This window comes from Streptomyces sp. NPDC127108, from assembly GCF_042677545.1.
Classification (GTDB): Bacteria; Actinomycetota; Actinomycetes; order Streptomycetales; family Streptomycetaceae; genus Streptomyces.
Genome location: NZ_JBHXTE010000043.1, coordinates 47,965 through 68,402, shown reverse-complemented (window position 1 = coordinate 68,402; position 20,438 = coordinate 47,965). Strand labels below are relative to the sequence as shown.

At 71.7% G+C, this 20,438-nt stretch carries 16 protein-coding genes; 9 read left to right on the top strand and 7 right to left on the bottom strand.

Annotation, left to right across the window (positions count from 1 at the left end; translation table 11 throughout):
* Window positions 1-252: 252 nt before the first annotated feature.
* Window positions 253-516 carry a WhiB family transcriptional regulator gene (locus ACFVHO_RS30935; protein WP_030363272.1) on the bottom strand — a complete coding sequence of 88 codons (264 nt, stop codon included), beginning with the start codon at window positions 514-516 and terminating at the stop codon, window positions 253-255.
* Between the two features lie 764 nt (window positions 517-1,280).
* On the opposite strand from ACFVHO_RS30935, the gene ACFVHO_RS30930 reads away from it, so the two are divergent.
* Genes ACFVHO_RS30930 through ACFVHO_RS30920 form a run of 3 tightly spaced genes read left to right on the top strand, consistent with a single transcriptional unit; the run spans window position 1,281 to window position 4,401 of the window.
* Window positions 1,281-1,784, top strand: a complete 504-nt coding sequence (locus ACFVHO_RS30930) for a cysteine dioxygenase (RefSeq protein ID WP_385721773.1) — start codon at window positions 1,281-1,283, stop codon at window positions 1,782-1,784.
* 50 nt (window positions 1,785-1,834) lie between these two features.
* Entirely contained in the window at window positions 1,835-2,791 is a 957-nt protein-coding gene (cofD, locus tag ACFVHO_RS30925) for a 2-phospho-L-lactate transferase (RefSeq protein ID WP_385721770.1), read from the top strand.
* Complete coding sequence (locus ACFVHO_RS30920; RefSeq protein WP_385721767.1) at window positions 2,791-4,401, top strand: coenzyme F420-0:L-glutamate ligase; 1,611 nt, start codon at window positions 2,791-2,793, stop codon at window positions 4,399-4,401. Before cofD ends, ACFVHO_RS30920 begins: the two co-directional genes overlap by 1 nt.
* Window positions 4,402-4,555: 154 nt before the next feature.
* Here ACFVHO_RS30920 and ACFVHO_RS30915 read toward each other — a convergent pair whose 3' ends face one another.
* From ACFVHO_RS30915 to ACFVHO_RS30905, 3 genes are all read right to left on the bottom strand, one after another.
* Entirely contained in the window at window positions 4,556-5,560 is a 1,005-nt protein-coding gene (locus ACFVHO_RS30915) for a DNA-3-methyladenine glycosylase family protein (RefSeq protein WP_385721764.1), read from the bottom strand.
* Window positions 5,561-5,921: 361 nt separating this feature from the next.
* On the bottom strand, window positions 5,922-7,004 hold the full coding sequence (locus ACFVHO_RS30910; RefSeq protein WP_385721761.1) for a sugar phosphate nucleotidyltransferase: 1,083 nt from the start codon (window positions 7,002-7,004) through the stop codon (window positions 5,922-5,924).
* A gap of 117 nt (window positions 7,005-7,121) precedes the next feature.
* A complete protein-coding gene (locus tag ACFVHO_RS30905; RefSeq protein ID WP_385721758.1) occupies window positions 7,122-8,543 on the bottom strand; it encodes a peptidoglycan recognition protein in 1,422 nt (473 codons plus the stop codon).
* Between the two features lie 148 nt (window positions 8,544-8,691).
* Between ACFVHO_RS30905 and ACFVHO_RS30900 the strand changes: the two genes are divergently transcribed.
* The 4 genes from ACFVHO_RS30900 to ACFVHO_RS30885 all read left to right on the top strand — a co-directional run bounded on the left by ACFVHO_RS30900 (window position 8,692) and on the right by ACFVHO_RS30885 (window position 15,009).
* Entirely contained in the window at window positions 8,692-9,450 is a 759-nt protein-coding gene (locus ACFVHO_RS30900) for a TIGR03089 family protein (RefSeq protein WP_385721756.1), read from the top strand.
* A gap of 225 nt (window positions 9,451-9,675) precedes the next feature.
* Complete coding sequence (locus ACFVHO_RS30895) at window positions 9,676-11,049, top strand: LCP family protein (RefSeq protein WP_385721754.1); 1,374 nt, start codon at window positions 9,676-9,678, stop codon at window positions 11,047-11,049.
* 235 nt (window positions 11,050-11,284) lie between these two features.
* Complete coding sequence (locus ACFVHO_RS30890; protein WP_385721751.1) at window positions 11,285-13,090, top strand: LCP family protein; 1,806 nt, start codon at window positions 11,285-11,287, stop codon at window positions 13,088-13,090.
* Window positions 13,091-13,230: 140 nt separating this feature from the next.
* Window positions 13,231-15,009: an LCP family protein gene (locus tag ACFVHO_RS30885; RefSeq protein WP_385721748.1), complete on the top strand. Its 1,779-nt coding sequence runs from the start codon at window positions 13,231-13,233 to the stop codon at window positions 15,007-15,009.
* An 84-nt stretch (window positions 15,010-15,093) separates the two neighbouring features.
* On the opposite strand, the gene ACFVHO_RS30880 is transcribed toward ACFVHO_RS30885, so the two are convergent.
* Entirely contained in the window at window positions 15,094-16,113 is a 1,020-nt protein-coding gene (locus ACFVHO_RS30880) for a glycosyltransferase family 2 protein (RefSeq protein WP_169786664.1), read from the bottom strand.
* A gap of 334 nt (window positions 16,114-16,447) precedes the next feature.
* Between ACFVHO_RS30880 and ACFVHO_RS30875 the strand changes: the two genes are divergently transcribed.
* A complete protein-coding gene (locus ACFVHO_RS30875) occupies window positions 16,448-17,821 on the top strand; it encodes an LCP family protein (protein WP_385721745.1) in 1,374 nt (457 codons plus the stop codon).
* Window positions 17,822-17,852: 31 nt separating this feature from the next.
* On the opposite strand, the gene ACFVHO_RS30870 is transcribed toward ACFVHO_RS30875, so the two are convergent.
* Window positions 17,853-18,299, bottom strand: coding sequence for a nuclear transport factor 2 family protein (locus ACFVHO_RS30870; RefSeq protein ID WP_385721742.1), 447 nt, complete (start codon window positions 18,297-18,299; stop codon window positions 17,853-17,855).
* Between the two features lie 67 nt (window positions 18,300-18,366).
* The gene (locus tag ACFVHO_RS30865) at window positions 18,367-18,909 is read right to left on the bottom strand and encodes an acyl-CoA thioesterase (RefSeq protein ID WP_289950020.1); all 543 of its coding nucleotides are present in this window, start codon (window positions 18,907-18,909) and stop codon (window positions 18,367-18,369) included.
* Between the two features lie 161 nt (window positions 18,910-19,070).
* On the opposite strand from ACFVHO_RS30865, the gene ACFVHO_RS30860 reads away from it, so the two are divergent.
* Window positions 19,071-20,438 (top strand): LCP family protein, encoded by a 1,368-nt coding sequence (locus ACFVHO_RS30860; protein WP_385721739.1) that lies wholly within the window; start codon window positions 19,071-19,073, stop codon window positions 20,436-20,438.

The window sequence follows — 20,438 nt, the reverse complement described above, 5'->3', positions numbered from 1 at the left end:
CGGGCCCCGGTTCGCTGGACTGCGGTGGACGCCCGCGCCCCGTGGGGGCGCTGTGGCGTCTCGGACGGGGCCCCACACTAACGGCTGGCACCACAACAGCCCGCCGCCTGTGGATAACCCTTGGGCGACGGGCTGTTCGTTGTACGGCGACGAGCGGCGACAAGGGGTGTGAGTGCCGCTCGAAGGGGGCAATGCGGAGGATCGGGCGTCGGCGGTCGTACGGCCCCGGGGCGGGGGCGGACGGCCGTCGGGCTAGACGGCCGCCTTCTTCAGGCGGCGGCGTTCGCGCTCCGAGAGGCCGCCCCAGATGCCGAAGCGTTCGTCGTTCGCAAGCGCGTACTCAAGGCATTCGGAGCGGACCTCGCAGGCGAGGCAGACCTTCTTGGCCTCGCGCGTGGAGCCGCCCTTCTCGGGAAAGAAGGACTCGGGGTCGGTCTGGGCGCACAGTGCGCGCTCCTGCCAGCCGATTTCTTCGTCCGCGTCCTCGACCAGCAGTTCCTGAACCAGCTCGGTCATGTGCGCCCCTCGTCTGTCTTCGCGTCCCCGTGATGCTGCCGTTACCGATTTCGGCTGAACGACACGAGTGAAATTACAAGTGTGCCGATCCGGGCCAGTCAAGCCGAGATCTGCTATTGGGCCCCTTATTCACTCTGCGGAACCAAGGCTTTGCGGAAAGTGTTCAAATCTACCTAAAACGTGACACCTGCCAGCGGCCGGTCCGCCGCCCGCCCTGTCATGGGCACTCAGTGACCTCAACGACAGGGACGCCACGGCACTCACTCCCGTTGCATCGGACGACACCGAAGCGAACCGGATCACATTCGGATCACAGGATCACAACGGCGGACGAGCGCCGGTTGACGCGCCGGTTGACGCGCCCGCGAGCGCTGGTTGATGCGGCATGTGTCCCAGGGGGCGACTGCACAAACCTTTCGCCGCTCAGGGGAACCGGATGAGGTGAAACATTGTCCACAATTCGGACGTCGAGTTGACACCAAGGGTGTGAGCCGCTGTCCTGGTGGGCATGCTCGCGAACTTGGCGCTTTCCGTGACCCGCACTGGCGGGTCTTCCGGTGCTGCCCCCGCGCGCTGTCGCTGTACGGACATCTGTTCCAGCTGTTGAGGCACGCCTCCGGCTGTTGAGCCACTCCCCCTCGTACGACTTCCTCGCACGGCGTCGTACCGCTTCGTACAGCTCGCCCGAATCGCACATCGCACGGCTTCGTACGACCCCCATCCTGCGACACCCCAGCACTCACACGTTGAGGAACCACCGCACCATGAACAGCGACAGCGACCTCCAGATCGCCGGCGACATCCTCGAAGTCCCGCACCTCCTCCAGCCCGCACGCGAGCACCCCGTCACCGTCGCCGAGTTCGCGGGCCTCGCCCGCGCCATCGCCGCCGACCGCTCCCAGTGGGCACCCCTCGTCCAGTACGACGCCGCCACCCGCTGGTACCACCGCCTGCGCACCGGGCCCGGCTACGAGGTGTGGCTCCTGTCGTGGGTGCCCGGACAGGGCAGCGGCTCCCACGACCACGGGCGCTCCAGCGGCGTACTCACCGTCCTCGAGGGCGAACTGACGGAGCGTACGGAGCGCGCCGCGCGCGCCCTGGGCGCCGGCGCGCAGCGCGTCTTCGCACCCGGGTACGTGCACGAGGTCGTCAACGACTCCCTCGAACCGGCCGTGAGCCTGCACGTGTACTACCCCGGCCTCACCGAGATGCCGATGCACACGGCCCGTTGCGAGGCCCGGGCGCCGCACGATCCCGTGACCGCCTGAATCCCGTGACCGCCTGACACGATGTCGTACCCGCCTGCGATGCTGGGCGCATGCGCATTGTGGTTCTGGCCGGCGGCATCGGCGGCGCCCGTTTCCTCCGCGGCCTCAAGAAGGCCGCGCCCGACGCGGCGATCACGGTCATCGGCAACACCGGTGACGACATCCACCTGTTCGGCCTGAAGGTCTGCCCCGACCTGGACACGGTGATGTACACGCTCGGGGGCGGCATCAACGAGGAACAGGGCTGGGGGCGGACCGACGAGACCTTCAAGGTCAAGGAGGAACTCGGGGCGTACGGCGTCGGACCCGACTGGTTCGGGCTCGGCGACCGGGACTTCGCCACGCACATCGTGCGCACGCAGATGCTCGCCGCCGGATACCCCCTCAGCGCCGTCACCGAGGCGCTGTGCGAGCGCTGGCAGCCCGGCGTGCGGCTCATCCCCATGTCCGACGACCGCGTCGAGACGCACGTCGGCATCGAGCTCGACGGCGAGCGCAAGGCCGTGCACTTCCAGGAGTACTGGGTGCGGCTGCGGGCCTCCGTGGACGCGCACGCGATCGTGCCCGTCGGCGCCGAGCAGGCCAAGCCCGCGCCCGGCGTCCTGGAAGCCATCGCCGAGGCCGACGTCGTGCTGTTCCCGCCGTCCAACCCCGTCGTGAGCGTCGGCACGATCCTCGCCGTGCCCGGCATCCGCGAGGCCATCGCCGAGGCCGGGGTCCCCGTCGTCGGCCTCTCCCCCATCGTCGGCGACGCACCCGTGCGCGGCATGGCCGACAAGGTCCTCGCCGCCGTCGGCGTGGAGACCACCGCCGCCGCCGTCGCCGAGCACTACGGCAGCGGCCTCCTCGACGGCTGGCTCGTCGACACGGTGGACGCGGGCACCGTCGAGCGCGTCGAGTCCGCCGGGATCCGGTGCCGGGCCATCCCGCTCCTGATGACGGACGAGGACGCCACGACGGCGATGGCGCGGGAGGCGCTGGCGCTGGCTGAGGAGGTGCGGGCTTGATGGGGGGTGAGGGGGCGGGTTCCGTGGGGGCGGATGCTGTGGGCTCCACGGAGGCGGATGCTGTGGGCTCCACGGAGGCGGGCGCGGCGGGGTCCGCGGGAGCGGGTGCTGCGGGCTTCCGGGACGCCGGGGATCGGGCGGGGCACGGGGACAGGGACGTGCCCGGGTTTCGGGTGTGGGCCGTGGGCGGGATTCCCGAGGTGCGGCGCGGGGACGACGTCGCGAAGCTGATCGCCGCCGCCGAGCCCGGGCTCGCCGACGGGGACGTCGTGCTCGTCACCTCGAAGATCGTCAGCAAGGCCGAGGGACGCGTCGTCGCCGCGGCCGACCGGGAAGCGGCCATCGACGCCGAGACCGTACGCGTCGTCGCCCGGCGCGGGACGCTGCGCATCGTCGAGAACCGGCAGGGCCTCGTGATGGCCGCCGCCGGGGTCGACGCCTCCAACACCCCCGCCGGAACCGTCCTGTTGCTCCCCGAGGACCCCGACGCCTCCGCCCGCGCCGTCCGCCAGGGCCTGCGGGACGCGCTCGGCGTCGACGTCGGCGTCATCGTCACCGACACCTTCGGACGGCCCTGGCGGGCCGGACTCACCGACGTCGCCATCGGGGCCGCGGGCGTGCGGGTCCTCGACGACCTGCGCGGCGGCACGGACGCGTTCGGCAATCCGCTCGTCGCCACCGTCATCGCCACCGCCGACGAGCTGGCCGCCGCCGGGGACCTCGTCAAGGGGAAGGCGACGGGGTTGCCGGTCGCCGTCGTGCGGGGGCTCGGGCATGTGGTTGTCGCCCACGGGGGTGTGGAGCGCTCTTTCGCGGGTGGCTCTGCCGCGGAGCGCTCCTCCGCGGAAGGCTCTTTCGCCGAGCGCTCCTCCGAGGATGGCTCTTTCACCGAGCGCTCCTCCGCGGAAGGCGCCCCGGGTTCCCCGGACGGCCCGGAGTCGGCGGCCTCCGAGCTCGGGGCTCGGGCCCTCGTGCGCAACGCCCGGGACGACATGTTCCGGCTCGGTACGTCCGAGGCCGTGCGCGAGGCGCTGTCGCTGCGGCGGACCGTCCGGGAGTTCACCGACGAACCCGTCGACCCCGGAGCCGTACGACGCGCCGTCGCCGCCGCCGTCATCGCGCCCGCGCCGCACCACACCACCCCCTGGCGGTTCGTGCTCCTGGAGTCCGAGGAGTCGCGCGTACGGCTGCTCGACGCCATGCGGGACGCCTGGATCGCCGATCTGCGGGGGGACGGGAAGTCCGAGGACGCCATCGCCCGGCGGGTGCGGCGCGGGGACGTGCTGCGGAAGGCGCCCTACCTCGTGGTGCCGTGCCTCGTCATGGACGGCGCCCATACGTACGGGGACGCCCGGCGGGACGGGGCCGAGCGGGAGATGTTCGTCGTCGCCGCCGGGGCCGGGGTGCAGAACTTCCTGGTCGCGTTGGCCGGGGAGCGGCTCGGGTCCGCGTGGGTGTCGTCGACGATGTTCTGTCGGGATGTCGTGCGCGGGGCTCTTGAGCTTCCTGGGGACTGGGATCCGATGGGGGCTGTTGCTGTGGGTCATGCGGCTTCGCCTGCGGCGGAGCGGGTGGGGCGGGGGGGTGAGGGGTTCGTGGCTGTGCGGTAGGGCCCTGCGGGGCTTTCCCCAGTCCCGCCCCTTCCCGAAACCGGGGCTCCGCCCCGGGCCCCGGGGGCGGGTGTCCCCTTCGGGTGGGACGGTCCGCCCCCGATCGGCGCTCCGCGCCTCGTCCTCAAACGCCGGACGGGCTGAAAGGCTGCCGTCAGAGCGCTGCGATGTTTCCCTTGCGCATTCTTGGGGCGCGGCGTGGTGGGGTGTGGCCGCTCAGGAGGATCAGGCGGGCTGCTCGGTGGCGTTGGCCCTGGTAGGGGGCGAGGAGTTCCAGCATGCGGGGGTCGTCCGCGGTGCGGTCGCCGGCCAGGGCGTAGCCGATGATGCCGGGGAGGTGGAGGTCGCCGACCGTCACCTCGTCGGGGGCGCCGTTGCTGCGCTGGACGGTTTCGGCGGAGGTCCAGGGGCCGATGCCGGGGATCAGTTCGAGGCGGGCGCGGGCCGCCACGGGGTCCATCGCCGCCGCCTCCTCCAGGCGGGGGGCCACCCGTGCCGCGCGCAGGATCGTCGACGCGCGCTTGTTGTCCACGCCCGCCTTGTGCCACTCCCAGGACGGGATGCGTGACCACGTGCGCGGGTCCGGCATCACGTGCATACGGGCCTGGGCGGGGGTCGGTCCCGGGGCCGGTTCGCCGTACTTGCGGACCAGGAGACGCCAGGCGCGGTACGCCTCGTCCGTCGTGACCTTCTGCTCCAGGATCGACGGGATCAGGGTCTCCATCACCAGGCCCGTGCGGAGCAGGCGCAGGCCCTGGCGGCGGCGCTCGGTCTGCGCGACCAGGCGGTGGCGGGGCTCGAAGTCCTCCGGGGTGTCCAGGGCCCCGAGGAGGCTCGGGAGGCCGTCCAGGGCCCAGTCCGCGCCCGGGCCCCAGGCCTCCGCCTCCGCCGTGTCCGCGCGCAGGGCCACGCGGAGGGTGGCCGGGCCCTCGGGGGTGCGGGTGGCTCGCCAGACGGAGCCGTCGGGGGTGGTGCGGAAGGTGGGGTCCGCGGGGCCCCTGCGGAGGGGGCCGAGGGTGAGGCTCAGGTTCAGGGGGGTGGGGGGTTTCCAGGTGCGGGTTGCCGCTGCGGTGTTCTGGCGGGGAGCGCCTTGGGGGATCGTCGTTTCGCCGCCGCGCACGGTGGTGCGGGTGGGGTGGGGGACGAACCGGGACGACATCCGTCGAGGGTACGTGGTGGGCTCTCCCCAATCCCGCCCCTTCCCGAAACCGGGGCTCCGCCCCTGGACCCCGGGGGTGGGTATCCCGTGGCGGGCGGGACGGTCCGCCCCCGATCGGCGCTCCGCGCCTCGTCCTCAAACGCCGGACGGGCTGAAAACAACTACGCCGAGGCAGGCTGAAACTTCCCCGGGGCGGGCCGGAAGGCTCCGCGGGGTGGGCCGGAGAGGCGCTGTGCGTGAGCTGCTTCGAGGCTGATGGTGCCGGGCTGTTGAGCAGGCCGGTGCAGGTTTGGGCGGGTGGGTGGGAGAGAGCCCGTCCGGCGTTTGAGGACGAGGCGCGGAGCGCCGATCGGCGGGACGGCTACTGGTCGGAGGAGAAGCGGACCGAGCCTGCCGGGAGGCGGGCCTCGCACCAGATGCGGACCCCGTCCCGCAGCTCGTTGTCGGCGCCGACGAACGCCCCGTCGCCCACCACCGCACCGGAGAGCACCGAACGGGCCCCGACCGAGGCACGGGCACCGATGAGGGAGTCGGTGATGACGGCGCCGGGCTCGATGACCGCGCCGGAGAGCACCGTGCTGCCGACCAGTCGGGCCCCCTCCCCCACGACGGCGTCCTCGCCGACCACCGTGCCGCCGGTGAGCTTGGCGCCGGAGGCGACGCGGGCGGAGGGCAGGACGAGGCGGTCGCCGCAGCGGCCGGGCACGGCGGGGGACGGGGCGCGGCCGAGGACGAGGTCGGCGGAGCCGCGTACGAAGGCCTGGGGGGTGCCGAGGTCCAGCCAGTAGGTGGAGTCGACCATGCCCTGGAGGTGGGCGCCGGAGGCGAGGAGGTCGGGGAACGTCTCGCGTTCCACGGAGACGGGGCGCCCCGCGGGGATGGTGTCGATGACCGAGCGCCGGAACACGTACGCGCCCGCGTTGATCTGGTCGGTGACGATCTCCTGCGGGGTCTGCGGCTTCTCCAGGAAGGCGGTGACGCGCCCGGTCGGGTCGGTGGGGACCAGACCGTACGCCCGCGGGTCGGAGACCTTCGTGAGGTGCAGCGAGACGTCCGCGTCGACCCGTTCGTGCTCGGCGACCAGGGCGCGGATGTCCAGGCCCGTGAGGATGTCGCCGTTGAAGACCAGGACGGGGTCCTGGGGGCCGGAGCGCAGGCGCGAGGCGACGTTGCGGATGGCGCCGCCGGTGCCGAGGGGTTCCTCCTCGGTCACGTACTCGATGTGGAGGCCGAGCGCCGAGCCGTCGCCGAAGTACGGCTCGAAGACCTCCGCGAGGTAGGAGGTGGCGAGCACGATGTGGTCGACGCCCGCCGCGCGGGCACGGGCCAGCTGGTGGGTGAGGAAGGGGACACCGGCCGCCGGGACCATCGGCTTGGGTGTGTTCACCGTGAGCGGACGCAGCCGGGTGCCCTTGCCGCCGACCAGGAGGATCGCTTCTGTCACCTGTCGTCTCTGCTTCCTGCTGGGGCCGGCCGAGGTTTCGTGTCGGCCGGCCAGTGTATGCAGATGGATGAGCGGCTCTGCGGGGCGAGGGACCTCGGCGGCCCCGGCAGGACGACCTCAGCGGCCCTGGTAGCGGGCCGACGCGGACCGAGCCGTGCCGAGCTTCTTGTACAACAGGCGGCCGGGGCACTCCGTGGCGAACCCGTCCCGGTGGCCGGAGATCACGTTGAGCCTGACGTTGCTGCCCTTCCGGTAGAGGTTGCCACCGCCCGACTTCAGATACGTCTTGCCGCGGGGATTCGCGCCGAACAGGCCGAGCTTCCACGCGGTGAGCTTCGCGACCGCGGTCACCGCCGCCTTGGGCGGGCCGGCGCTGGTGAACGTGCCGAGGACGGCGATGCCCATGCTGTTGCTGTTGAAACCGAGAGTGTGCGCGCCGAGGACCGCCTTGGCCACTCCCCCGGCACGGCCTTCGTAGATGTTTCCGCACTTGTCGACGGCGAAGTTGTAGCCGAAGTCGCGCCAGCCGCTGCTCTTGACGTGGTAGCGGTAGATACTGCGCAGGACGGAGGGCGCCTGCGAGCAGCTGTAGTTGTTGCCGGTGGCGCTGTGGTGCACGAAGGCCGCCTTGACGGTCCTGGTGTACGCGAAGTTCCGCTCGCGCAGGCTCTCGTCGGCGCCCCAGCCGCGCCGCGTGACGATGCCGGGGCGCGGCCCGATGTACGGCCTGGCCCTGGTGACGTCACCGCCCTGCGCGGCGACGAGGTCCGCCTGGGTGTGCGCCCGGTCGAGGGCGGTGACGGAGGTGGCGCCGAGCGGGGCGAGGTCGGCGTTCACGGCGGAGGCGGCCGCGGACTCGGCCGTCATGAGGCCCCCGGCCGCGTCCGGCAGCCCCGCCTGGACGCCGTCGGCCTTCGCCGGGGCTCCCTGCGGCGCCCCGCCGTCGTGGAGGTCGGCGGGCGGCGCCGGGTGCTCCCCGGGGTCGACGAGTTCGAGGCGCAGGCCCGCGGGCAGCGGCGCCTCCGTCTCGGGCAGCGCGCGCCCGGCCCGTCCGGTGGCCCGCCCGGGGCCGCCTTCGGTGTCGGGCCGCACCCGCAGCTCGACCCCGTCCGAGTCCCCGACCCACAGGGGCGCCGTCGATCCGCGGACGCGTCCGGAGTCGCCCTCGGCCGTGCCGGGGTCGGCCGCGTGTTCGTGGTTGTGCGTCTCGACCTCCTGCCAGGAGGACCAGGTCGTGGTGCCGGTCGAGCGGGTGCGGACCTGGACCCGGCCGTGCAGTTCGGCGTCCGGGTCGTCCCAGACGACACCCACCAGGGAGAACGGGCGTACGTCGCGGCGGGCGAGCCCCTGGTCGCGCGGCTCCGCGCCGCCCGCCCGGTCGGCGCCGAGCGGTCCCAGGGGCAGCGACTGGGTGCTGCCGGGCGGCGTCGCCGCGGCGGGCCGGGTCACGGCCGCGGTATCGGACGACGTCAGGGCGAGGGGGAGGGCGAGCGCCGTGGCGCAGGTGACACCGATCGAGGAAGCAAGGAATCCACGCATACAACTGATAGTTGACATAGCAGTACATATCTGTCCATCGGGAGACGCCCGGAACTGACGACCCGTCGGCCCGCCGATCGCCCGAGCGGCGGCCCCAACTCGGCATCGCGCAGCGGCGACACGCCGTCGTCCGCGTACCCTTGCGGCCGTGAACGCCAACGACCGCACCCCTGCCGACCTGCTGCGATCCGCGCTCGCCGCGGACCCGGCGCGCCCGCTCGTGACGTACTACGACGACGCCACCGGTGAGCGCGTCGAATTGTCCGTGGCCACCTTCGCCAATTGGGTGGCCAAGACCGCCAACCTCCTCCAGGGCGAGCTGTCCGCCGAGCCCGGCGACCGGCTCGCGCTGCTGCTTCCCGCGCACTGGCAGACGGCGGTGTGGCTGCTCGCCTGCTCCTCCGTGGGCGTCGTCGCGGACGTCGGCGGCGACCCGGCGGCGGCCGACCTCGTCGTCAGCGGCCCCGACCCCGACAGCCTGGCCGCGGCGCGGGCCTGCTCCGGCGAGCGCGTGGCCCTGGCCCTGCGTCCCCTCGGCGGCCGCTTCCCCGAGGCCCCCGCGGGCTTCGCCGACTACGCCGTGGAGGTGCCGAGCCAGGGCGACCGCTTCGCCCCGTACGCGCCCGTGGACCCCGACGAGCCCGCGCTCGCCGTCGGCGGCCTGGAGCTGACCGGCGCCGAGCTCGTGGAGCGCGCCCGCGCCGACGCCGCCGAACTCGGCGTCGCTCCGGGCTCCCGGCTGCTCTCCGACCGCCCCTACGGCACCTGGGACGGCCTGAGCGCCGGGCTCTACGCGCCGCTGGCCGCGGGCGGCTCGGTGGTCCTGTGCCGCCACCTCGACCGGCTCGGCGAGGGCGGCCTGGAGAAGCGCATCGAGAGCGAGCGGGTCACGGCGACCGCCCGCTGACGTCCCGGCGACGGCCGGGCGGGGCATCCACGGCGGTCCGGCGGGGCGCGGCCGTCCGCCCCCGCCCCGCCGGAGCCCCGCCGAAGTCCCCCGTTCGGCCCAGCGGAGCCCCTGGCCCGCAGGCCCCCCGGCGCGCGCCGGTCCATGGTCGTAAGAGCGCACAGAGCACACAGAGCGAGCAGAGCGACCGCGCACCGACCGCAGCCATGAGGGGTGGACCGCCACGTGACCGACACCGCGCGCACGCCGTCCGAGCCGGGCGAGGAAGCGGCAGGGGCCGCGTCCGCGCCACGCGGGGCCACGTACGCGCCGGGTGCGGGCGTGAGTCCCGCGGGGTTCGGACCGCGCCGCCGCAGGCTCCGCTGGCTGCGCTGGGCCGCGCTGGCCACCGCCGTCCTCGTGCTCGCCGCGGGCGGCGCGGGCTGGGCCGCGTACAACAAGCTCAACGGGAACATCACCAAGGACACCGGCGCCGCCGCCGAGCTCGCGCGCTACGAGGCGGAGCGGCCGACGCCGCTCGTGCACGACGCCCAGAACATCCTGCTGATCGGCTCCGACTCCCGCTCCGGGCGCGACAACCGCAAGTACGGCCGCGACCCGGGCACCCAGCGCTCGGACACCACGATCCTGCTGCACCTGGCCGCGGACCGGCAGAGCGCGACCGCCGTGTCGCTGCCCCGCGACCTGATGGTGGACATCCCGAGCTGCCGCCGCCCGGACGGCTCCCGCACCCGCGCCCAATTCGCGCAATTCAACTGGGCGTTCGAGTTCGGCGGCACGGCCTGCACGATCCGCACGGTGGAGAAGCTCACCGACATCCGGATCGACCACCACATGGTCGTGGACTTCGCCGGGTTCAAGGACATGGTGGACGCCGTCGACGGGGTACGGGTCTGCCTGGAGGAGCCCGTCGACGACCGCGCCGCGAAGGTCCGGCTGCCCGCGGGGCCGCAGACCCTCGACGGCGAGCAGGCCCTCGGTTACGTACGCGCCCGCAAGTCCCTCGGCAACGGCAGCGACACCGATCGCATGGACCGCCAGCAGGAGTTCCTGGCCGCGCTCGTCAACAAGGTGCGCAGCAATGACGTCCTGCTGAATCCCGTGAAGCTCTATCCCGTTCTGGACGCGGCCACGTCGTCGCTGACGACGGACCCGGGTCTCGCGAGTCTGCGTGGTTTGTACGAACTGGTGCGCGGGGTGCGCAATATCCCCACAGAACGGGTTCAATTCCTCACCGTGCCACGGCGTTCCTACGCCTATGACGCGAATCGCGACGAGCTGGTCGAGCCCGCCGCCGAGGAGCTCTTCACGCGACTGCGCAAGGACGAGCCGGTCCGCGTGACGCGCGACGCCGCGGCGGCGGCGTACGAATGGACGGCTTCCAAGGCGTACGAGGACGATTCCGAAGAGACGTACGACGAAGGCGAATCCACGTACGAGGACGGCGAATCGGACGAATACGCCGAGGACTCGGGGGACGGTGACTCCTCGGGGAGTTACGACGACGAGAGCGACGAGAAGCCGGACGACCCGAGTCATACGCCGAGTCCCGCCCCCACATTCCGGGGCAACACGGCCGACCGGACCAGCTGCGAGTAAAACCCTCGCCACCGAGAAGGGCCCCGCGCCAAAGAAATTGGGTGGATTGCCCAGTTGTAGGTGCCCCGAGGGGGAGTGGAATTTGTCACCGGCGTCGTTGGACGCTGAACTGGGCGGATAGTGTGAGCCGATCCGGTACCCGGTCTTCGCGACCGCGCACCGTTGTACGACTGACCGAGCGCCTTCTTGAGGGGGGAAAGGCGCCGCGTGGCCCTGACGGAGGACGCAAACAACCGTGGACGCGCAAGGCCGTGGGCGGGCAGACGACATCGACCCCGCAGACCAGTGGGTACTGAACCCGCAGACCGGCGACTACGAACTGCGACTGAGTCCTTCCGCAGGGCAGTCGGCGCCGCCTGGAGTTCCCGGACCCCGTGGCGCCGCGCCCCGGCCGCCGGGGCGGGGCTCCGAGCGCCCGGGCGGCCGTGAGCGCGGCCGGGACCAGGGGCGGGACCACGGTCGCCGCCAGGGGTCCGAGCACGGCTCCACCGGCAGCCGGGAGCACGGCCGCGAGCAGGTGCCGGGCCAGCGCAGGCGGCGCGGCGCGCCACCGGAGCAGGCCGCGGGCGGGCGGCGCAACAGGCGGCCCAAGAAGAAGAACGTGGGCAAAAAGATCGCCATCTGGACGGGCGGCACGGTGGCCTTCGTGGTCGTCGTCGCCGCGGTCGGCGGCTATCTCTACTACCAGCACCTCAACGACAACATCACCGCCGTCTCCGACGACGGCGCGGGCACCGGCGGGTTCAGCAAGGACCGCGCCATCAACATCCTGCTCGTCGGCACGGACAAGCGCAGCGGCAGCGGCAACAAGGGCTACGGCGACGAGGGCAGCGTCGGCCACGCCGACACCACCCTCCTGCTGCACGTCTCCAAGGACCGTTCCAACGCGACCGCGTTGAGCATCCCGCGCGACATGATCACGGACATCCCGGACTGCCCCACCAAGCAGGACGACGGCTCCACGAAGACCATCCCGGGCTCGAAGCAGGTCCGCTTCAACGAGAGCCTCGGCCAGAGCGAGCGCACGCCGAGCTGCGTCATGCGCACCGTCACCGAGATCACCGGCATAAAGCTCGACCACTTCATGGTGGCCGACTTCAACGCGGTCAAGACGCTGTCCAGCGCGGTCGACGGCGTGGACGTGTGCCTCGCCAAGGACATCGACGACCCGAAGTCGCATCTGAAGCTCGCCAAGGGCAAGCACACGATCGAGGGCGAGGAGGCGCTCGCGTTCGTGCGCACCCGGCACTCCGTGGGCAACGGCGGCGACCTCAGCCGGATCGAGCTGCAGCAGCAGTTCCTCAGCTCCCTGATGCGCAAGCTCAAGTCCGGCGGCACGCTGACCAGCCCGAAGAAGATGATAAGTCTGGCCGAGGCGGGCACGAAGGCGCTGACCGTCGACTCCAAGATCGCCGACATAATGAAACTCCGTGACCTCGGCATGGAGCTCGGCAAGCTCGACATGAAGAACCTGACCTTCGCGACGACCCCGGTGATCGACAACCCCGCCGAGAAGACTCCCGTCACGGTCGTCCTGAACAAGGCCAAGTCCGACGAGCTGTTCTCGATGATGCGCGAGGACGTGTCGCTGACCGAGGTCAAGAAGAAGCAGAAGAAGGAGAAGGCCGCGGTGGCCGCCCGCCTCAAGGGCCCCAAGGCCGACCCCGCCGACGTGCGCGTCGACATCTACAACGGCAGCGGCAAGACGGGCGCCGCGCAGGCGACCCTCGCCTGGCTGCAGAACAACGAGGGCGTGACGAAGTCCAGCCAGCTCGGCAACGCGCCGAAGAACCTGGGCAAGACCACGCTGGAGTACGGCAAGGGCGAGGCCGACCAGGCGCGGCGGCTCGCCGAGCTGATGGGGCTGCCCGGGTCGGCGCTGAAGCCGGGCGAGAGCGAGAAGAACGCGCAGGGGCTGCCCGCGATGGTGCTGACCCTCGGTGCCGACTTCAAGGGCGCGGGGGTGCCCATAAGTGCTCCGTCCAAGGCACCGGACGGCATCCAGAAGGTCGGTGCCGACAAATCCGTGTGTGCCAAGTGACCTGAGACAGTTGTTTGACGTCTCACAGAACGCCACACCTGGCGGCGGGCCGGCGACCGCCGCCGGGTGTGGCGGCGGCACCGCGCCGCAAGTCGCCGTGGGGCGGCCGCACTTGTGAAGCAGGGCGGGGAGGGACAGGGATGGGGCAGCACAGTGTCCGTGGGGAGGGAGCGTCCGGTGGGGCGGGGACGCGGAACACTTCGACCGACACGGACTCGGGCACAGCGGAGGAATCCGGCATAGGCGACGCCGCCGCGGCGGCGGGATCCCGTGCGGTGGGGGCCGACGGGGCGCGGACCAGGCGTGGCGCGGGTGCCAAAGGCGCAGGTGCCGGTGGCGGACGCACCAAGAACGGCACGGCCAAAGGCGGTACGTCGGGCCCGCCCGGCAAGGGCGCGCGGGGCGGTGGCGACGGGGGCGGCGGCAAGCCGAGACGCCCCCGCAAGCGCCGTGTCCTGCGCTGGTCGGCGATCGTCCTGTCGGTCCTGATACTCGGCACGGCCGGCGCCGGTTACCTCTACTACCAGCACCTGAACAGCAACCTGGAGACGGACGACCTGAACCTGGGCGACCACCGGGCCCCCGAGCCCACGCCCAACTCCGCGGGTCAGACGCCCCTGAACATCCTCCTGATCGGCTCCGACGCCCGGGACTCCAAGGAGAACCAGAAGCTCGGCGGCGCCAAGGAGACCTTCGGCGGCCCGCCCCTCGCCGATGTGCAGATGCTTCTGCACCTGTCGGCGGACCGCAGCAACATGTCCGTCATCAGCATGCCGCGCGACACCCTCCTGACCATCCCCAAGTGCACCGACCCGGACGACGGCAAGGTGTACGAGGAGTCCGGGCCGCGCACGATGACGAACGAGTCGCTGGGCCGCGGCGGCCCCGGCTGCACGGTCGCCACCTGGGAGAAGCTGACCAACATCCACATCAACCACTTCATGATGGTCGACTTCTCGGGTGTGGTGTCGATGGCGGACGCGATAGGCGGCGTACCCGTCTGCGTGGACAAGAACATCCACTCGCGCACCAGCCAGGGCAAGGGCTCGGGCCTGAAGCTGGAGAAGGGCACCACGAACATCAAGGGCGAGCAGGCCCTGCAGTGGCTGCGCACCCGCTACGGCTTCGAGGACGGCACCGACATCGCCCGTGCCAAGGCCCAGCACATGTACATGAACTCGCTGGTCCGCACGCTCCGCGAGAACACCGGCCTGACCAGCCCCAACCAGCTGCGCAAGCTCGCCGAGAACGCGACGAAGGCGCTCAAGGTCGACCCGGGCATCGGCTCCCCCTTGAAGCTCATCGGCCTCGGGAACGAGCTGAAGAAGGTCTCGCCGGAGCGCACGACGATGACGACCATGCCGTTCGAGTACTCCGGCTCGCGGGTGGTCCCGAAGCCCGGCGACGCCGAGCAGCTCTTCCGGCTCGTACGCGACGACATCGCCCTCGACGGCAAGGGCAAGCGCAAGCCCGCCAAGGAGAAGCTGTCGGACGACCCGGCGGCGCCGGACGGGGAGATCGCGCTGCAGGTCCAGAACGGCACGCGCACGGCCACCCAGCCCGCCGCCGGGGGCCGGGCGAGCGCCGTCGCGCAGGAGCTGGCCGGTCTCGGCTTCGCGAAGGCGGCGGCGGACACGTCGGCGTCGGTGACCGAGGACAGGACGGTCATCCGGTATCCGAGCGTGGACCTGGAGGGCGATGCCCAGCGCGTCGCCAAGTCCCTCGGCATGCCGCTCAGTTCGGTGAAGAAGTCGACGGACGTCTCCGGCGTCACGCTGGTCGTCGGCGCCGACTGGCGCGAGGGCGACAAGCCGAAGAAGGCCGCGAAGCAGGACGACTCGACGCCGGATTCGGCGGACGCCCTGAGCGGCTCCGACAAGAAGGCCTGCATGAAGGTGGACCCGAACTTCACCTGGTAGCCCGGAGCCCCCTGGCCCCCGGGAACGGGGGGCCAGGGGGCTCCTTCAGGCCTTCTGGGCCCTGGGGTCTCTCCGAGCCGGGGCTCAGGCCTCCTGGGTCTCCCCCAGGACCGCCGGGCGGCGCGAGGCGATGACGCGCTTGGCCAGCGAGCGCGGGCTGGTGAGGAAGCCCCAGCCCCACGACATGTGCATCGTCGCGAGCGCCACGGGGATCTGGAGGCGCGCCTTCAGGGGCAGGCCCTTGCCCGCCGGGACGGAGCCCGCGGCGATGGCGGCGAGATAGCCGCCGGGCACGACGAGGCCCCACGGCGTGAGGGCCGCGCCCACGACGAGACCCGCGGCGATGGCGCAGACGGCGACCGGCGGCGCGAGGTAGCGCAGGTTGATGGAGCCCTGGTGGTAGCGGGCGACGACGTGGCGCCAGCGGCCGTAGTCCTTGTACTGCTTGGCGAGGGCCTTCACGCTCGGGCGCGGGCGGTACGAGACCTTCAGCTCCGGCGAGAACCAGATGAGCCCCCCGGCCTCCCTGATCCGGAAGTTCAGCTCCCAGTCCTGGGCGCGGATGAACTCGACGTTGTAGCCGCCCTGTTGCTCCAGGGCCTCGCGCCGGAAGACGCCCAGGTAGACCGTCTCGGCCTGCTGTGCGTCGCCGCCGGTGTGGAAGGCGGCGTTGCCCACGCCGATCTTCGAGGTCATGGCGGCGGCGACGGCCTGCTCCCAGGCGTTGGTGCCCTGGGCGTGCATGATGCCGCCGACGTTCATCGCGCCGGTCTCCTCCAGGAGGCGCACGGCGGTCGTGATGTAGCCCGGCGAGAGCGCGGCGTGGCCGTCGACACGTACCACGATCGGGTGGCGCGACGCCTTGATCGCGGCGTTCAGGGCGGCGGGCGTACGTCCCGTGGGGTTCGGGACCGTGTGCACCCGCGGGTCCTCCTTGACCAGCTCCGCGGCGATCTCGTCGGTGCGGTCGGTGGAGGGGCCGAGCGCGACCACGACCTCCATCTCGCCCGCGTACTCCTGCTGGAGGATCGCGTGCACGGCTTCACGCAGGTGCCGCTCCTCGTTGAGGACCGGCATGATCACAGAGACAGCGGGGGGATGCACGTCGGACTTCAACTGCGCGGGGTCCTTTTCATCGCTCGGCCGGGAGTCCGGGGGTCGCCCCCGGGAAAGTGGAGCATCGGGCGTCACGTTACCGCGAACGGGGGACACGGGCGCGCGCCGTCCGGGTCGCTACCCCGGTCCGCAGATCGTATGGGCCTACGGTTCTGGCGTCCCCCGCCCAGGACCACGACCGCGGAGGTGCCCCGCAGTGCCCACACCGCCCCGCTCCCCCGCCACCCCACCGCGCCGCCCGCGACCACCGCGACCGGTCCCCAAGGGGGGTCCGAAGGCGGGCCCCCGGGCGGGCCGGCGGGTGCGGCGGCCCCGCTGGGCCATGCGGGTGGCGACCACCGTGTCCGTCGGGGTGCTCGCCGCCGCCGGGATCGGGCACTCCGTGGTCTCCGGCCTGGAGACCGGCATCAGCCGCGTCGACGCCTTCAAGGACATGAAGAACAGGCCCGAGGCGGGCAACGGCATGAATGTGCTGCTCGTGGGCACCGACGGCCGCGACAAGATCACCCGCGAGGAGCGCAGGAAGTACCGCCTCGGCGGCGCGCCCTGCCACTGCACGGACACGGTCATGATCGTGCACATCTCCGAGGACCGGGACCGGGCGAGCGTGGTGAGCCTGCCCCGGGACTCGTACGCCGAGATGCCCGAGCACGTCGACCAGAACTCCCGCAAGCACCACCGGGCGCACCCCGTGAAGCTGAACGCGGCGTACGCGGAGGGCGGCCCGAATCTGACCGTGCGCACGGTCGAGCACATGACGAAGGTGAAGATCGACCACTATCTGGAGGTCGACTTCACCAGCTTCATGAAGACCGTGGACGTCCTCGGCGGCGTCGAGATCTGCACCACCAGCCCCCTGAAGGACTCCCACACCGGCCTGAACCTGCCCGTCGGCACGCACCAGCTGAACGGCGGCGAGGCCCTGCAGTACGTCCGCTCCCGGTACGTCGACGGGGCGTCCGACCTCGGCCGGATGCAGCGCCAGCAGCGCTTCCTCGCGGCGCTCATCGCGAAGGCGACGAGCAGCGGCGTGCTGCTCAACCCGGTGAAGTTCAACGACGTCACCAAGACGCTCCTTGAGTCGGTGCGGGCCGACAAGGGCTTCGGCACGACCGAGATGCTCACCCTCGGGCGTGCGATGCGGAACTTCTCGCCGTCGTCGTCGGAGTTCACGACGGTGCCGATCGGCAAGATGGGCTTCAAGGTGCCGGGCATCGGCTCCACCCTGAAGTGGGACCCGGTGAAGGCGGGGAAGCTGTTCCAGGCCCTGCGCGACGACAAGCCGCTCGCCCCGCACCGGGTCAAGCGGAAGGCCGCGATGGTGCCGGTGTCCCCGCAGCAGATCCGGGTGCAGGTGGACAACGGCACGCGCACGCCGGGCCTCGGCAAGCGGGTCGACGCTGCGCTGCGGACCACCGGGTTCCGCACCACGCGGGCACCGGGGAGCGCGCTGCCCCCGCCCGGCGCGAAGCCCGTCACGCGGAGCGTGGTCGCCTACGACCCGCGCTGGGACCGCTCGGCGAAGTCCCTGGCCACGGCGCTGCCCGGGTGCGAGATGCGGGTGGTGAAGGGGCAGGGCCCGACGCTGAAGGTCATCGCGGGCAGCGACTTCAAGGACGTGCGTCCGGTGCGGGCGGAGGACGCGTACCAGGGCGAGTACGGGGCGCTGACCGGGGACCAGGTGGTGTGCCCGTAGGGATGGCGGGCGGCCGTCGTCCGCAGTGGCGCTAGCTCTCGTCCGGCGGCTCGTCCTCGCGTACGGCGTCGGTGCGTTCGTAGCAGTCGTAGTTGTGCTGCTCGACGATCCTGCCGTCGCGGAACGTCAGGAACGTCGCGATGTGGGCGCGCAGGACCTGTCCGGCGGGCAGGTCGCCGAGCGGTACGGCGAGGGCGCCGGTCCAGGTCACCTCCAGGGCGACCTGGTCGCCCGCCGCGACGGCGTTGAGCACGTCGAAGGACTGCCGGCTGAGCAGGTTGGCGCCCTGCTCGCCCGCCTTGAGGATGGCGGTCAGGTCGCGCACCGCCCCGTCCGGGAGGAAGGCGTTGGGGTATTCGCGGTGCACGGCCTCGTCGTGGAAGAACCCGGCGAGCTCGTCACCGAGGGCGCCGCGGGCGACGGCCTGGTGGTAACGAATCGCCGTGTCGATGTTCGGGTGCCGCTGCGCATCCGCCATGCCTCAAGCGTAGGACGGGGTTCCTGGGGCCACCAGATCCCCTGGGCCCCGCCGCGCCCCGCCGCGCTCAGCTCGCGTCGGGCTCCTGGGCGCGCAGCTCCTTGATGGCGCGGCGGCGCGCGAGGCGGTGCGTACGGCGAATTTGAGCCTCCTTGAAACGGCGCTCGTTGCGCTCGGAGTCCGGGAGGACCGGGGGCACCGTGCGCGGCTTGCCGTCCGCGTCGACGGCGGCGAAGACGAGGTAGGCGGAGCCGACCTGCTGCGCGGGGGTGGACTCGTTCCAGCGCTCGGCCATCACGCGGACGCCGATCTCCATGGACGTGCGCCCGGTCCAGTTGACTTGCGCGTGCACGTGCACGAGGTCGCCGACGCGGACTGGCGACAGGAACGCCATCTCGTCCATGGAGGCGGTGACCGCGGGCCCGCCGGAGTGGCGTCCGGCGACGGCGCCCGCCGCGTCGTCGACCAGTTTCATGATCACGCCACCGTGTACGGTCCCGAGGAGGTTCGTGTCGCCCGCGGTCATGATGTGGCTCAGCGTGGTGCGGGAGGCCGAGGTCGGCTTGCCGGAAAGGTCGTCTCCGGCCCCTATCGGGGCGTGATCAGTCATGGAACCAGCGTAAACGCCCCGTACGCGCCATCGATCGGCCGAAAACGATCGCGAACCGCTCGAAGTGGCGTGCGACACATTGCATCAGCTCTGCAACAGCCCTGACCCGAAACAACGCCCTCCCTGTGAGGCGCGGGGTGCGGCACTGCACACTAAGCCACATGAGCGATTGGCCAGACGCGCGGAACAGCAACGGTGACCGCCACGGGTACGGCAGCGACGGCGCACAGCCCGAGGGCGCCCGTGTGATGCGCCATGTCCAGCGCGGCGGCCCCTCGGCCCCCGGCCAGCCCGGCTCGGTCCCGCGTCAGCCTCGCCAGCCTTCGTACGACGACAACGTCTACGACGACCTCTACCGCGACCAGCGCGGCCAGGACCCGCACGCCCGTCCCGGCGGACCGGACGGCCAGGGCCACGGCCAGGACGGCTACGACAGCGGCTACAACACCGGCCAGGTGTACGGCTCGCCGCAGGGCCGCCCCGGCGGCCCGCAGGGTCCCGGCGGCCCCGGTGGCCCGCCCGCCCCGCCGCGCGCGCCCAAGCCGCCGGTCAACTGGAGGAAGCGCATCACCTGGGGCCTGGTCACGTTCCTCGCCCTGCTGCTCATCGTCTCCGTGAGCACGTACTTCTGGGCGGACTCCAAGCTCAAGCGCGAGGTCGACCTGTCGAAGGTCATCGAGCGGCCCGAGGGCGGCAAGGGCACGAACTACCTGATCGTGGGTTCGGACAGCCGCGCCGGGATGTCCGACGAGGAGAAGAAGAAGCTCCACACCGGCTCCGCCGAGGGCAAGCGCACCGACTCGATGATGATCCTGCACGTCGCGGACGACGGCGGGAACACGATGATCTCGCTGCCGCGCGACTCGAACGTCACGATCCCCTCCTTCAAGGGCGCCGAGTCCGGCAAGCTCTACCCGGGCACCGGCCGCCAGACCAAGCTCAACGCCGCGTACGCCGAGGACGGCCCCGAGCTGCTCGTACGCACCGTCGAGGCCAACACCGGCCTGCGCATCGACCACTACGCGGAGATCGGCTTCGGCGGCTTCGCCAAGATCGTGGACGCGGTCGGCGGCGTGGAGATGAACATCCCCAAGGGCTTCAAGGACAAGAAGTCCGGCGCCGACTTCGAGGCGGGCAAGCAGAAGCTGAACGGCGAGGAGGCCCTGGCCTTCGTCCGCACCCGCTACGCCCTGCCGGGCAGCGACCTGGACCGCACCAAGAACCAGCAGAAGTTCCTCGCGGCCCTCGCCAACCAGGCGGCGACGCCCGGGACGGTCATGAACCCGTTCAAGCTGTACCCGACGATGGGCGCGGGCCTGGACACCCTGATCGTCGACAAGGACATGGACCTGATGGACGTGGCCTCCATGTTCTGGGCCATGAAGGGCGTCACCGGCGGCGACGGCAAGTCCATGAACATGCCGATCTCCGGCTCCACCGGCGGCAACCTCGTCTGGGACAAGCCCAAGGTCAAGGAGCTGGTGTCGCAGCTCAACAACGACGAGAAGGTGACGGTGTCCGGCAACTAG